At 59.4% G+C, this 13,684-nt stretch carries 17 protein-coding genes; all 17 read left to right on the plus strand.

Translation table 11 applies throughout. The features are described from left to right. Window positions 1-50: 50 nt before the first annotated feature. The 17 genes from ACP7BN_RS07845 to ACP7BN_RS07925 all read left to right on the plus strand — a co-directional run bounded on the left by ACP7BN_RS07845 (window position 51) and on the right by ACP7BN_RS07925 (window position 13,634). Window positions 51-581, plus strand: coding sequence for a YceD family protein (locus ACP7BN_RS07845; protein WP_420646518.1), 531 nt, complete (start codon window positions 51-53; stop codon window positions 579-581). A 13-nt stretch (window positions 582-594) separates the two neighbouring features. Continuing rightward, complete coding sequence (gene rpmF / locus ACP7BN_RS07850; RefSeq protein ID WP_008152339.1) at window positions 595-777, plus strand: 50S ribosomal protein L32; 183 nt, start codon at window positions 595-597, stop codon at window positions 775-777. Window positions 778-781: 4 nt separating this feature from the next. Then, window positions 782-1,792: a phosphate acyltransferase PlsX gene (gene plsX / locus ACP7BN_RS07855; RefSeq protein ID WP_420646519.1), complete on the plus strand. Its 1,011-nt coding sequence runs from the start codon at window positions 782-784 to the stop codon at window positions 1,790-1,792. Between the two features lie 126 nt (window positions 1,793-1,918). Continuing rightward, entirely contained in the window at window positions 1,919-2,857 is a 939-nt protein-coding gene (gene fabD / locus ACP7BN_RS07860; RefSeq protein WP_426202969.1) for an ACP S-malonyltransferase, read from the plus strand. Between the two features lie 16 nt (window positions 2,858-2,873). Beyond that, window positions 2,874-3,614: a 3-oxoacyl-ACP reductase FabG gene (gene fabG, locus ACP7BN_RS07865; protein ID WP_420646521.1), complete on the plus strand. Its 741-nt coding sequence runs from the start codon at window positions 2,874-2,876 to the stop codon at window positions 3,612-3,614. A gap of 196 nt (window positions 3,615-3,810) precedes the next feature. Continuing rightward, window positions 3,811-4,047, plus strand: a complete 237-nt coding sequence (gene acpP, locus ACP7BN_RS07870) for an acyl carrier protein (RefSeq protein WP_003442511.1) — start codon at window positions 3,811-3,813, stop codon at window positions 4,045-4,047. 108 nt (window positions 4,048-4,155) lie between these two features. Next, entirely contained in the window at window positions 4,156-5,400 is a 1,245-nt protein-coding gene (gene fabF / locus ACP7BN_RS07875) for a beta-ketoacyl-ACP synthase II (RefSeq protein WP_426202970.1), read from the plus strand. Further along, window positions 5,400-6,215, plus strand: a complete 816-nt coding sequence (pabC, locus tag ACP7BN_RS07880) for an aminodeoxychorismate lyase (protein WP_426202972.1) — start codon at window positions 5,400-5,402, stop codon at window positions 6,213-6,215. The genes fabF and pabC overlap by 1 nt, the downstream gene beginning before the upstream one ends. A 3-nt stretch (window positions 6,216-6,218) precedes the next feature. Next, window positions 6,219-7,364 (plus strand): endolytic transglycosylase MltG, encoded by a 1,146-nt coding sequence (gene mltG, locus ACP7BN_RS07885; protein ID WP_426202975.1) that lies wholly within the window; start codon window positions 6,219-6,221, stop codon window positions 7,362-7,364. A gap of 19 nt (window positions 7,365-7,383) precedes the next feature. Beyond that, on the plus strand, window positions 7,384-8,016 hold the full coding sequence (gene tmk / locus ACP7BN_RS07890; protein WP_426202977.1) for a dTMP kinase: 633 nt from the start codon (window positions 7,384-7,386) through the stop codon (window positions 8,014-8,016). Then, complete coding sequence (locus ACP7BN_RS07895) at window positions 8,009-8,995, plus strand: DNA polymerase III subunit delta' (protein WP_426202979.1); 987 nt, start codon at window positions 8,009-8,011, stop codon at window positions 8,993-8,995. The genes tmk and ACP7BN_RS07895 overlap by 8 nt, the downstream gene beginning before the upstream one ends. A gap of 42 nt (window positions 8,996-9,037) precedes the next feature. After that, on the plus strand, window positions 9,038-9,394 hold the full coding sequence (locus ACP7BN_RS07900) for a PilZ domain-containing protein (RefSeq protein ID WP_420651193.1): 357 nt from the start codon (window positions 9,038-9,040) through the stop codon (window positions 9,392-9,394). A 14-nt stretch (window positions 9,395-9,408) separates the two neighbouring features. Then, window positions 9,409-10,194, plus strand: coding sequence for a TatD family hydrolase (locus ACP7BN_RS07905; protein ID WP_426202981.1), 786 nt, complete (start codon window positions 9,409-9,411; stop codon window positions 10,192-10,194). Window positions 10,195-10,535: 341 nt separating this feature from the next. Further along, window positions 10,536-11,174: a TetR/AcrR family transcriptional regulator gene (locus ACP7BN_RS07910; protein ID WP_007908276.1), complete on the plus strand. Its 639-nt coding sequence runs from the start codon at window positions 10,536-10,538 to the stop codon at window positions 11,172-11,174. A 138-nt stretch (window positions 11,175-11,312) separates the two neighbouring features. Then, on the plus strand, window positions 11,313-12,281 hold the full coding sequence (locus tag ACP7BN_RS07915) for a GTP 3',8-cyclase MoaA (protein WP_426202983.1): 969 nt from the start codon (window positions 11,313-11,315) through the stop codon (window positions 12,279-12,281). Between the two features lie 171 nt (window positions 12,282-12,452). Then, entirely contained in the window at window positions 12,453-13,058 is a 606-nt protein-coding gene (locus tag ACP7BN_RS07920; RefSeq protein WP_420646530.1) for a DUF4823 domain-containing protein, read from the plus strand. 15 nt (window positions 13,059-13,073) lie between these two features. Next, the gene (locus ACP7BN_RS07925) at window positions 13,074-13,634 is read left to right on the plus strand and encodes a DUF1285 domain-containing protein (protein ID WP_426202985.1); all 561 of its coding nucleotides are present in this window, start codon (window positions 13,074-13,076) and stop codon (window positions 13,632-13,634) included. The last annotated feature ends 50 nt before the right edge of the window (window positions 13,635-13,684 follow it).

The raw sequence follows: 13,684 nt of genomic DNA on the forward strand, positions 1-13,684 counted from the left end.
GGCGCAATTTCCTTTGACATGGCCGGGTGCATCCCTATAATGCTGCGCCTATGTTGAATGACCCGATTCCACCTCACGTTGACCCGCGCAAATTGGCTGATCGTGGCACTTCCCTTCAAGGTGAAATGCTGCTGGCCGATTTGGAGAGACTCTGCGACCCGCTTTCCGACAATGTCGGTACGGTGCAGGCGAAATTCGTTTTTGAACGAGATGAACGTAAATCTGTGGTAATCCACAGCTTTATCGACACCGAGGTCAAAATGGTTTGCCAGCGTTGTCTTGAGCTGGTCACCCTGCCGATTCACAGCGAATGCAGTTACGCTGTGGTGAAGGAGGGTGCGAATACCCAGTCGTTACCGAAAGGTTATGACGTGCTGGAACTGGGCGAAGATCCTTTGGATCTGCATGCACTGATCGAGGAGGAGCTTTTGCTCGCCTTGCCCATTGTGCCTGCTCATCATCCGGAAGAATGCCAGCAGCCGGAAGGGCTCGATGAAGAGCCTGAACCGAGCGAGGACGAGGTAACGCGGTCCAACCCGTTCAGTGTATTGGCGCAGTTAAAGCGTGACCCAAACGTTTAGGAGTTAATCAATTATGGCTGTTCAGCAGAACAAAAAATCCCGCTCTGCCCGTGACATGCGTCGTTCGCACGACGCCCTGACGGCGAGCACTCTGTCTGTAGAAAAAACCACCGGTGAAATTCACCTGCGTCACCACGTATCGCCAGAAGGCGTATACCGTGGCCGTAAAGTGATCGACAAGGGCGCTGACGAGTAATCACTTGTCTGCTCAAGTCATCGCGATTGACGCAATGGGCGGGGACTTCGGTCCCCGCAGCATTGTTCAGGCCAGTCTCGCTTGCCTGTCTGCTACGCCCTCGCTGCACCTGACCCTCGTCGGTCAACCCTCCCTCCTTGAAGAATTGATCGCTGGCCAATCGGCTGCGGATCGCGCACGCCTGACGATTGTCGCGGCGTCCGAAGTCATCACCATGGACGAAAAACCTGCCCAGGCCCTGCGTGGCAAGCCGGACTCGTCGATGCGTGTCGCACTTGAGCTGTTGCGTGATGGCAAGGTTCAGGCGTGTGTCAGTTCGGGTAATACCGGTGCGCTGATGGCGTTGTCGCGATTTGTCCTGAAGACGGTGCCGGGAATTGACCGACCGGCGATGGTCGCGGCGATTCCTACGCAGACCGGCTATTGCCAGTTGCTCGATCTGGGCGCCAACGTCGATTGCAGCGCCGAACAACTGCTGCAATTTGCGGTGATGGGTTCGGTGGCGGCGCAGGCACTGGGTGTTGCCCGGCCGCGCGTGGCGCTGCTGAATATCGGCACCGAAGACATCAAGGGCAATCAGCAGGTCAAGCTGGCGGCGACGCTTCTGCAAGGCGCGCGCGGCATTAATTACATCGGCTTCATCGAGGGCGATGGCTTGTATCGCGGCGAAGCGGATGTGGTGGTGTGCGACGGGTTTGTCGGCAATATCCTGCTCAAGTCCAGCGAAGGCCTGGCGACGATGATTGCTGCGCGCATCGAGGCCTTGTTCAAGAAAAACTTCGCCTCGCGTGCGGTCGGTGCCTTGGCGTTGCCGCTGATGAGGCGCTTGCAGGCTGATCTGGCGCCGGCCAGGCACAACGGCGCGAGTTTTCTCGGGTTGCAGGGGATCGTGGTGAAAAGTCACGGTTCAGCCGGGGTGCAGGGTTTTCAGAGTGCAATTCAACGCGCGCTGATCGAGATTCAGGAGAATCTGCCCGAGCGCCTGCACGGTCGTCTGGAGGATTTGTTGTCTTAGGCGTTTTCGTCTGACAATGCTTAAATGTGACCGCCCGGTTCAAAGGGCCATCCAACTGTCAGTTTCTGGCGTCCCTCTATCGGGGCGTCAATATTTCCGACGACAAGATCATTAGGGGCTTGTTACATGTCTGCTTCCCTCGCATTCGTCTTTCCAGGACAGGGTTCGCAGTCCCTCGGCATGCTGGCCGAGCTGGGCGCGCAATACCCGCTGATCCTCGATACTTTCCAAGAAGCCTCAGCTGCTCTGGGCTACGACCTGTGGGCACTGACTCAGCAGGGTCCGGAAGAGCTGCTCAATCAAACCGACAAAACCCAACCGGCCATTCTGACCGCTTCGATCGCCCTGTGGCGTCTGTGGCTGGCTGAAGGTGGCGCGCGTCCGGCATTTGTTGCCGGTCACAGTCTGGGTGAGTACAGCGCGCTGGTCGCGGCTGGCAGCCTGACGCTGGCGGACGCGGTGAAGCTCGTCGAGCGCCGTGGCCAGTTGATGCAGGAAGCGGTTCCGGCCGGGCAGGGCGGCATGGCTGCCATCCTCGGTCTGGAAGATGCCGACGTGCTGGCGGCCTGCGCTGAAGCTGCGCAAGGCGAAGTGGTCAGCGCGGTGAACTTCAACTCGCCGGGCCAAGTGGTTATCGCGGGTGCCAAGGCTGCGGTCGAGCGCGCTATTGAAGGCTGCAAGGCGCGTGGTGCCAAGCGTGCCATGCCGCTGCCGGTCAGCGTGCCGTCGCACTGTGAACTGATGCGTCCGGCGGCCGAGCGCTTTGCCGAGTCCATCGCTGCCATCGACTGGCAGGCGCCGCAGATTCCTGTGGTGCAGAACGTCAGTGCGCAAGTGCCGGCGGATCTGGAAACCCTCAAGCGTGACTTGCTCGAACAGCTTTACAAGCCAGTGCGCTGGGTCGAATCGGTGCAGACTCTCGCCGCCCAAGGCGCGACCACGCTGGTCGAATGCGGTCCAGGCAAAGTACTGGCCGGTCTGAACAAACGTTGCGCTGAAGGCGTAGCGACTTCCAACCTCAATACCCCAGACGCTTTCGCTGCCGCCCGCGCAGCGATTGCCTGAATCAGGAGAAACTTGCATGAGTCTGCAAGGTAAAGTTGCACTGGTCACCGGCGCAAGCCGTGGTATCGGCCAGGCTATCGCACTGGAACTGGGTCGTCAGGGCGCCATCGTCGTCGGTACTGCGACCTCCGCCAAAGGTGCCGAGGCCATTGCCGCCACGCTGAAAGAGCATGGCATTCAAGGCACCGGTCTGGAACTCAACGTCACCAGTGACGAATCGGTCACCTCGGTACTGGCGAGCATCCAGGAGCAGTTCGGCGCCCCGGCGATTTTGGTCAACAATGCCGGCATCACCCGCGATAATTTGCTGATGCGCATGAAAGATGACGAATGGCATGATGTCATCGATACCAACCTGAACAGTCTGTTCCGCCTGTCCAAGGGCGTTTTGCGCGGCATGACCAAAGCGCGTTGGGGCCGAATCATCAGTATTGGTTCTGTTGTGGGTGCCATGGGCAACGCAGGCCAAGTAAACTATGCAGCCGCCAAGGCCGGTCTGGAAGGTTTCAGCCGTGCCATGGCGCGTGAAGTCGGTTCGCGTTCGATTACGGTCAACTCGGTAACCCCAGGGTTTATCGACACCGATATGACCCGCGAGCTGCCTGAAGCACAGCGTGAAGCCTTGCAGACGCAGATTCCGCTGGGTCGTCTGGGACAAGCTCAAGAGATCGCGTCCGTGGTCGCTTTTCTTGCATCCGACGGTGCGGCATACGTGACCGGGGCTACAATCCCGGTAAACGGCGGGATGTACATGTAAGTAAAATGTGACGGATTGCTTCAAAAAAATGTCATACGAGCTGTCTAAAATCCGTTATAAAGCTGCAATCTATTTATAGGCAGGGGGGCGTCGGGTTTGAGGAGTGAAGCTTTCAGTTGAAAAACTGAAATGGCTTTCTATACACTTACCCACTGGCCAGCTGCCTGAATTTGTCCATTAGGAGTGAAAACAAGGTATGAGCACCATCGAAGAGCGCGTCAAGAAAATCGTTGCCGAGCAACTGGGCGTTAAAGAAGAAGAAGTGGTCAACACTGCTTCCTTCGTTGAAGACCTGGGTGCCGACTCCCTTGACACCGTTGAGCTGGTGATGGCTCTGGAAGAGGAATTCGAGACCGAAATCCCTGACGAAGAAGCTGAGAAGATCACTACTGTACAAGCTGCAATCGATTACGTTACAAACCACCAGGCTTAATAGCTTGTAATCGTTGCTTGCTGTCATGGAAAAACCGCACTGCCATCACGGCGTGCGGTTTTTTCTTTAGGTCTGATGCAAAGTCGTCATTTGAAAAAGGAGAGTGCTGTGTCGCGTAGACGCGTCGTAGTCACCGGTATGGGTATGTTGTCGCCACTGGGCACGGATGTGCCGAGCAGCTGGCAGGGCATTCTGGCTGGCCGCAGTGGCATTGGTCTGATCGAACACACCGACCTTTCTGCCTATTCCACCCGTTTTGGCGGCTCGGTAAAGGGCTTCAATGTCGAGGAATACCTGTCGGTCAAGGAAGCGCGCAAGCTCGACCTGTTCATTCAGTACGGTCTGGCAGCAGGCTTTCAAGCCGTGCGCAACTCCGGTCTGGAAGTCACCGACGCCAACCGTGAACGCATTGGCGTGGCCATGGGTTCGGGTATCGGCGGTCTGACCAACATCGAAGAAACCAGCCGTATACTGCACGAGACTGGCCCGCGCCGGATTTCTCCGTTCTTTGTGCCCGGCTCGATCATCAATATGATTTCCGGGTTCCTGTCTATCCACTTGGGTGCCCAGGGGCCTAATTACGCCATCGCCACGGCGTGTACTACCGGTACGCACTGCATCGGCATGGCGGCACGCAACATCATGTACGACGAAGCCGACGTGATGATTGCCGGCGGCGCTGAAATGGCTGCCTGCGGTCTGGGCATGGGCGGCTTCGGCGCCTCGCGTGCACTGTCGACGCGTAACGATGAACCGACCCGCGCCAGCCGTCCGTGGGACAAGGGCCGGGACGGTTTCGTGCTGTCCGACGGCGCCGGCGCGCTGGTGCTCGAAGAACTCGAACACGCCAAGGCGCGCGGCGCGACCATTTACGCCGAGCTGATCGGTTTCGGCACCAGTGGCGATGCATTCCACATGACCTCGCCACCCGCCGACGGCGCAGGTGCCGCGCGCTGCATCACCAATGCGCTGCGTGACGCAAAGATCAACGTCGACCAAGTGCAATACATCAACGCCCACGGCACCTCGACTCCGGCCGGCGATCTGGCTGAAGCCAATGCGATCAAATCGGTATTCGGTGAGCACGCCTACAAACTGGCGGTCAGCTCAACCAAGTCCATGACCGGTCACCTGTTGGGTGCGGCCGGCGCGGTCGAGGCGATCTTCAGCGTGCTGGCGATCAACAGCCAAGTGGCGCCGCCGACCATCAACCTCGATGAGCCGGACGAAGGCTGCGACCTCGACTTCGTGCCGCACACTGCGCGCAACATGGACATCGATGTCGTGCTGTCCAACTCGTTCGGGTTTGGCGGCACCAATGGCACCTTGGCGTTCCGCCGGTTCGCCGGCTGATGGATTGCTGGGTCGACGGTCAACCGGCTGACGCACTGTCGCTGAAAGATCGCGGCCTGGCTTACGGCGACGGTCTGTTCGAGACCATCGCCGTGCGTGGCGGCCAGCCGTTGTTGCTGGATCGCCACCTGACGCGTCTGGTCGATGGCTGCGCGCGTCTGGCCATCGCTGCCGATATCGAGTTGATTCGCAGCGAACTGCAACGCTATTCCAGCGCCATGGGCGAGGGTGTGCTCAAACTCATCCTCACCCGTGGCGACGGTTTGCGCGGTTATGCACCAGATCCTGCGGCGCCCGGCCGACGCATTCTGCAAGGCAATCCACCTGCTGCTTATCCTGCCGCCCATGGCGAGCGAGGCGTGCGTCTGTTTCCGTGCGTTACGCGCTTGTCCCATCAGCCATTGCTGGCGGGTCTCAAGCACCTCAATCGTTTGGAGCAGGTGCTGGCCCGCGCTGAATGGTCGGACAGCGAACACGCCGAAGGCTTGATGCTCGACCAGTCCGGTCGCGTGATCGAGGGCGTTTACAGCAATCTGTTCATGGTGCGCGACGGGGTGTTGATCACCGCCGATCTGACGCGCTGCGGTGTTGCCGGCGTGATGCGCGCCGAAATATTGTTTCAGGCCGAGTCACTCGGCATCCCCACGCAAATCATTGATATCCGCCTGGAGCAGCTGCAATGGGCCGATGAAGTGTTTGTCTGCAACAGTGTGTATGGCGTCTGGCCGGTATGTGCCTACGCTGCACTGAGCTGGCCGGTTGGCCCGCTCACCCGTAAACTGCAAACCATTGCCCGCGCGCTACTGGATGCTTGATTCGTGAGACGTAAATTATTGCTGCTGCTGGAAACCGGACTGGTTCTGGCAGGGCTGCTGTTGGGCGCCAGCGCCTGGAAGATCCATTCGGCGCTGGAACAGCCGCTGAACATCACGCAGGAAGAACTGCTGGATGTGCCTAAGGGGTCAACTCCGACCCGAACTTTCATAGGGCTCGAAACCGATGGCGTGATCAAGGACGCTTTCTGGCTGCGGGTCTATTGGCGCTTCAACCTTGCCGGCACACCTATTCACAGCGGCGAATACCGCATGCAGCCGGGCATGACCGTCAACGGTCTGATCGAGTCGTGGAAACGTGGCGATGTGGTTCAGTACAGCCTGACGCTGGTTGAAGGCTGGAATTTCCATCAGGTGCGCGCCGCGCTGGCCAAGGATGACAAGATCGAACAGACCCTCAACGGTCTGAGCGATAGCGAAGCGATGGAGAAGATCGGCCATCGCGGATTGTTTCCTGAAGGGCGTTTCTTCCCGGATACCTATCGTTTCGTGCGCGGCGTGTCCGATGCCGAGCTGCTGAAGAAATCCTTCGAGCGTCTTGATGAAGTGCTGGCCAAGGAGTGGGAGAAACGCTCCGCCGACGCGCCTTACAAGGAGCCGTATCAAGCGCTGATCATGGCCTCGCTGGTGGAGAAGGAAACCGGCGTGCCGCAAGAGCGCGGCGAGATTGCCGGCGTGTTCGTTCGGCGCATGGCCCTTGGCATGCAGTTGCAGACAGATCCGACCGTGATCTACGGCCTGGGTGATCGCTACACCGGCAAGCTGACCCGCGCGCATCTGAAAGAACCCACGGCCTACAACACCTATGTGATTCCGGGCCTGCCACCGACGCCGATTGCCATGGTCGGCCGTGAGGCGATTCATGCCGCGTTGAATCCGGTGGGTGGGACTAGCCTGTATTTCGTCGCCCGTGGTGATGGCAGTCATGTGTTCTCCGATGATCTGGATGCGCACAATGCGGCGGTGCGTGAGTTCCAGCTCAAGCGGCGTGCGGATTACCGGTCCAGTCCGGCACCGGCTTCAGAAGCAGCTCCCGCGGCGCAGGATCCAATCCCGGCTGCATCACCGGATACTGCGCCCGAGCAACCCGCACCAGAACCCGAAGCTGCCGCTCCGCAAAACGCGCAATGACTTTGATTAAGGACTGCCTGTGACTGGCTTGTTTATTACCCTGGAAGGCCCGGAAGGCGCCGGCAAGAGCACCAACCGCGAATACCTCGCCGAGCGCCTGCGCGCCGCCGGGATCGAAGTGCTGCTGACCCGCGAGCCGGGTGGCACGCCGCTGGCCGAACGCATTCGCGAGGTGTTGCTGGCGCCGGCTGATGAAGCCATGAACCCGGATGCCGAGCTGCTGCTGGTGTTCGCCGCGCGTGCCCAGCATCTGGCCGAGGTGATTCGCCCGGCGCTGGCGCGTGGCGCAGTGGTGTTGTGCGATCGCTTCACTGATTCGACTTATGCTTATCAGGGTGGCGGTCGTGGGTTGTCGCTGGAACGCATCGCCGCGCTGGAAACTTTCGTCCAGGGCGATCTGCGCCCACATCTGACGCTGATTTTCGATCTGCCGGTGGAAATCGGTCTGGCCCGTGCCAGTGCCCGTGGTCGCCTGGATCGCTTTGAGCTGGAAGGCCGAGGGTTTTTCGAGGCGGTGCGTGGCGCGTTTCTCCAGCGTGCCGCGGCCGATCCCGCACGTTATGTGACGCTGGATGCCGGACAACCGCTGGCGAAGGTCCAGCAGGCGCTCGACGCTCTGCTTCCGCGTCTGCTGGAGCTGGCTCGTGGCTGAGGCCTATCCATGGCAGGACAGCCTCTGGCAGCAACTGGCCGGACGTAGCCAGCACGCGCACGCTTATTTGCTGCACGGGCCGGGCGGCATCGGCAAGCGCGCCTTGGCCGAACGGCTGATGGCTAACTTGCTGTGTCAGCGCCCGGTGGCGCTGGAAGCCTGTGGAGAATGCAAATCCTGCATGCTGCTCAAGGCTGGCAGCCACCCGGACAATTACATTCTGGAACCGGAAGAAGCCGACAAGGCGATCAAGGTCGATCAGGTGCGCGATCTGGTCAGTTTCGTGGTGCAGACCGCGCAAATGGGCGGGCGCAAGGTGGTGCTGATCGAGCCGGTCGAGTCGATGAACATCAACGCCGCCAACGCCTTGCTCAAAAGTCTTGAAGAGCCATCGGGCGATACCGTGCTGTTGCTGGTAAGTCACCAGCCGAGCCGCTTGCTTCCGACCATCAAGAGCCGCTGTGTGCAGCAGGCCTGTCCGCTGCCGGGCGAGGCCATGAGTCTGCAATGGCTGGCGCAGGCGCTGCCGGAATGTTCGGCAGACGAACGTGTCGAACTGCTGACGCTGGCCGCCGGTTCGCCGCTGGCAGCGGTCAAACTGCACGGCCAGGGCGTACGCGAGCAGCGCGCGCAGGTCGTCGAAGGCGTGAAAAAGTTGCTCAAGCAGCAGCAGTCGCCGACGCAACTGGCCGAGGAGTGGAAAAACATTCCGATGCTTCGCCTGTTCGACTGGTTTTGCGACTGGTCGAGCCTGATTCTGCGTTATCAGCTGACTCAGGATGAAGCCGGCCTCGGTCTGACTGACATGCGCAAGGTCGTGCAGTACCTTGCGCAGAAAAGCGCGCAGGGCAAAGTCCTTGAAATTCAGGACTGGATTCTCGCGCAGCGGCAGAAAGTTTTGAGCAAGGCCAACCTCAATCCGGTGTTGCTGCTGGAAGCGCTGTTGGTGCAATGGGTGGGGTTGCCTGCCCAAAGATAGCCGTGTGTGCCTAGACTCTGAACATCAGCAGTGGAGGTCAACATGAATGAACTCGTCAGCCCGGGGCCGCGTAACGGCATTTTGTCCCTGACCATCAAGGACAAATCGGTGCTTTACGCGGCGTACATGCCGTTCATCAAAAACGGCGGCTTGTTCATCCCGACTAACAAGAGCTACAAGTTGGGCGATGAGGTGTTCATGTTGCTCAATCTGATGGACGAGGCCGAGAAAATTCCGGTGGCCGGCAAAGTCGCCTGGATCACTCCCAAAGGCGCCCAGGGCAATCGCGCGGCCGGGGTCGGCGTGCAGTTCAACGATGGCGACAACACCGCGCGCAGTCGCATCGAAACCCATCTGGCCGGAGCGCTGAAGTCCGACCGTCCCACTCATACCATGTAAGTTGCCGTATTTTTATGCTCGTAGATTCCCATTGCCACCTTGATCGCCTCGACCTCGCCGCCCACGACGGTTCGCTGGATGCCGCGCTGGATGCGGCCCGCGCGCGCGGAGTCGGGCATTTTCTGTGCATCGGCGTGAGTGCCGACAACGCTGCCGACGTCAAAGCCCTCGCCGAACGTTATGACGATGTCGATTGTTCGGTCGGCGTGCATCCGCTGGACGTCCAGCCGGGTGCCGCGCCTGCGCTGGATTGGCTGTTGCATGAGCTCGATCACCCGAAAGTCGTGGCGATTGGCGAGACCGGTCTCGACTATCACTACGAACCGGAAGCCGCCGAGTTGCAGCAGGAGTCGTTCCGCCTGCATCTGCAAGCCGCGCAGCAGACCGGCAAACCGGTGATCATCCATACTCGCGGCGCGCGCGCCGACACTCTGCAACTGTTGCGTGAAGCCGCGCTGCCCCACGCCGGTGTGCTGCATTGCTTCACCGAAGACTGGGAAATGGCCAAGGCTGCGCTGGACATGGGTTATTACATCTCCCTGTCCGGCATCGTCACCTTCCGCAATGCCGATGCGCTGCGCGATGTGGCGAGCAAGGTTCCGGCGGATCGCCTGCTGGTGGAAACCGATTCGCCTTACCTGGCGCCGATTCCTTATCGCGGCAAACCGAACCTCCCGCAGTACGTACGCGAAGTGGCAGAGTTTCTGGCGATGCTGCGCGGCGAATCCTACGAGCGCTTTGCCGAGCAGACCACTGCCAACTTCAAGCGGCTGTTTCCGTTGGCCCATGTAAAAGCCTGAATCGCAGGCAAAAAAAACCCGGGTTCTGGGGGGTGAATCCGGGTTAAGACCATTAGGAGTAAAACAAAGGCACGCGGTCCCTTGGTACCTTTATCGGCGCGACACTTGGGGGAGATGCCGCCCGACATTTGAAGTATTGATCACTCTGGCGCCTAGTCCAGTTGGCCGGCCGGGGTTTTTAAACATATTTGGAATACGTTCGCTTCGGTTGAGTTCTCATTCACCGCAAAACGTTCTCGAAATGAACAAGAAACACAGATATGGTCGGATGATCCGTGCATTTTGGCGCAAGTTAGGCATAATACGCGGCTTCGAATTTTGACCCTTCAGACCTTTTTCTTATGCACAAAGAACCTCGTAAGGTCCGTGAGTTTCGTCGCCGCGAGCAAGAAATTCTCGATACCGCGCTCAAGCTGTTCCTCGACCAGGGTGAAGACAGCGTCACCGTCGAGATGATTGCTGATGCCGTGGGTATCGGCAAAGGCACGATCTACAAGCACTTCAAATCCAAGGCCGAGATCTATCTGCGGCTGATGCTCGATTACGAGCGCGATTTGAACGAGCTGCTGCACTCGGCCGATGTCGACAAGGACAAGGAAGCGCTGTCCCGCGCCTACTTCGAATTCCGCATGCGCGACCCGCAGCGTTATCGCCTGTTCGACCGCCTGGAAGAAAAAGTGGTCAAGGGCAATCAGGTGCCGGAAATGGTCGAGGAGCTGCACAAGATCCGTGCCTCGAATTTTGAACGCCTGACCCTGCTGATCAAGGGCCGCATCAGCGAAGGCAAGCTCGAAGACGTGCCGCCCTATTTCCACTATTGCGCGTCCTGGGCGCTGGTGCACGGCGCGGTGGCGCTGTATCACTCGCCGTTCTGGAGCAATGTGCTGGAAGATCAGGAAGGCTTCTTCCAGTTCCTGATGGATATCGGCGTGCGCATGGGCAACAAGCGCAAGCGCGACCCGGAAACCCCGAGCAGCTGAATCATTCAGCCGCCTGATTGCGCCATGTTTTCGCTACATGGCGCAGTACCGCAGGAATATACTCAGGCATAGGGCTTGCGAAAACTTGAATTCTGAGTCAAGTTTTAGCGGCTCGATTCCCTTCCGCCGGAGTGCTTCATGATCGTTGACCGTCAAGGCAGGCGTTTTCGCAATTTGCGGATCAGTCTGACCTCAGCCTGCAATTACGCTTGTACCTACTGCGTGCCCAACGGCAAGCGGCTGGTGGCTGCGCAGGATGAACTGTCGGCCGAGGCCATGGCGCGCGGCGTGGCCTATCTGATCGAAGCCGCTGGCATTGATCGCCTGCGCATCACCGGCGGCGAGCCGCTGGTCAGTCCCAAACTCGAAACCTTCATGACCGCCGTCGGGCAAATGGGCCTGGAAGACATCAGTCTGACCACCAACGGCCAATTGCTCGCGAAAAAACTTCCGCTGCTGGTGGATGCCGGTCTGCGCCGGATCAACGTTTCCCTCGATACCCTGGATGCCGGCGCGTTCCGCAGCATCGCCCGTGGCGGTGATCTGGCGACTGTGCTGGATGGCATGGACCAGGCTGCAGCGGCCGGGCTGAAGATGAAGGTCAACATGGTGCCGTTGCGCGGGCAGAACCTCGACCAGGTGATGCCGCTGCTCGAGTACTGCCTTGAGCGCGGTTACGAGTTGCGCTTCATCGAGTTGATGCGCATGGGCCATCTGGCCAGCGATTCCAATGCGTTCCTGCAACAGTTCGTCAGCCTCCAGCAATTGCTCAGCCTGATCGGCGAGCGCTACGAGTATGCGCAAGCCGATGCGCCGGTGGATGCCACGGCGGTGCGTTATGCGATCCCGGGTGTCGGCCATTTTGGCGTGATCGCGAATGAGAGCGTGCCGTTCTGCCGGACGTGCTCACGACTGCGTCTGTCGTCTACCGGTTGGTTGCATGGCTGTCTGTCGTCGAGCAATCGTCACTATGTCGGCGATCTGCTCGACAAGCCGCGCCATCAGGCGTTGCCGGCGCTCCAGCGTTTGCTGGTCAAAGCGTTGGGCGACAAGCAGGAAGTGGCGTTCTCGGGCGGCGCGACTGTCATGAAAATCATCGGCGGCTGAACATCCCTCATCGCCAGCAGGCTAGCTCCCACAGGTTGAACGCATTCCAAATGTGGGAGCGAGCTTGCTCGCGAAGGCGATCCATCATTCGCCAGAAATCCCGAGCTGGCGCAAAAGCTGCATCCAACGCCCATTCGCCGGTTTTCCGTCACCGGCCTCTGGAGGATTAGGATGCGTAGTCTGGTTTTGCTGCTGGCCGTTTTGGCGCTTGGCGGCTGCATGACTGTCAGTGATATGGCCGAAGGTACTCGCTACCAGATGAGCGACGCCGGTCTGCTCGATCATAGCGATAGCCGCCGCGTGAACAATTTCCGCATTCAGGCGGACTCGTTCATCTACATCGCTCAAGGTGCGTTCGCGCCGCCAGGTGGTTCCTACCCGCGACCTAACGTGGTCGCCGAAGAAGCCTTCAAAGGCTTTGTCGAATACTTCCCGATGGTGCGTCGCGCGCGTGCGCCGGAAGGCCTCGATCAGGCGATGGGCGAAGCTCGTGATGCTGGCGCGCACTATCTGCTGTACACGCGTTTCGCCAAGGCTGACGACCGTATCGGCAACTCCGATGAGTGGCTCGATCAAGAGGCGGTGGATCGTCTCGGTATCGATGGCGGCGTGATTCAAATCATGTTGATCGAGACCAGCACCCAGTATTTGATCGATACTGCACGGATCAAGAGTCGTGGCGGTTTACTGACGTTCCACGACAGCAAGCCGGAAGACCTGATCGGCCCGCCTCTGGCGCAATACGCGCGTAGTCTGCTGGGTATCGGCAACCAATAAACCAAGGAGAACGCCATGAGTGGCCCGCAAAAAGCCAATGACCTGCTGGGACAGATTCCCAAGACCAAAGGCTTGCCGCCGGTGCACTTGTGGAACCCGGACTTCTGCGGCGACATCGACATGCGCATCGCCCGCGACGGCACTTGGTATTACCTGGGCACGCCGATCGGGCGCAAGCCGATGGTCAAGCTGTTCTCCACCATCATCCGCCGCGATGGCGATGACTATTTCCTGATTACTCCGGTGGAGAAAGTCGGGATCAAGGTCGACGATGCGCCATTCGTGGCGGTTACCGTCGAGGTGGAAGGCGAGGGCGAGGCGCAGCTGTTGCGCTTCACCACCAACGTCGATGAAACCACCGAGGCCGGCGCCGAACATCCGATCCGCGTCGAGATTGATCCGACCACTCAAGAGCCTGCACCCTACGTGCATGTGCGCACCAACCTCGAAGCGCTGATCCACCGCAACGTGTTCTATCAGTTGGTGGAACTGGCGGTCAGCCGCGAGATCGACGGTCAGCGCTGGCTCGGCGTGTGGAGCGGCGGTGAGTTTTTCCCTATCGGTCTTGAGCCGTAAACGCAAAAATCCAATTTGACTCTCAATCGTATGATGATTAGCGTGGACAG

The sequence above is a fragment of the Pseudomonas sp. TWP3-1 genome (genome assembly GCF_049896625.1).
Taxonomy (GTDB): Bacteria; Pseudomonadota; Gammaproteobacteria; order Pseudomonadales; family Pseudomonadaceae; genus Aquipseudomonas.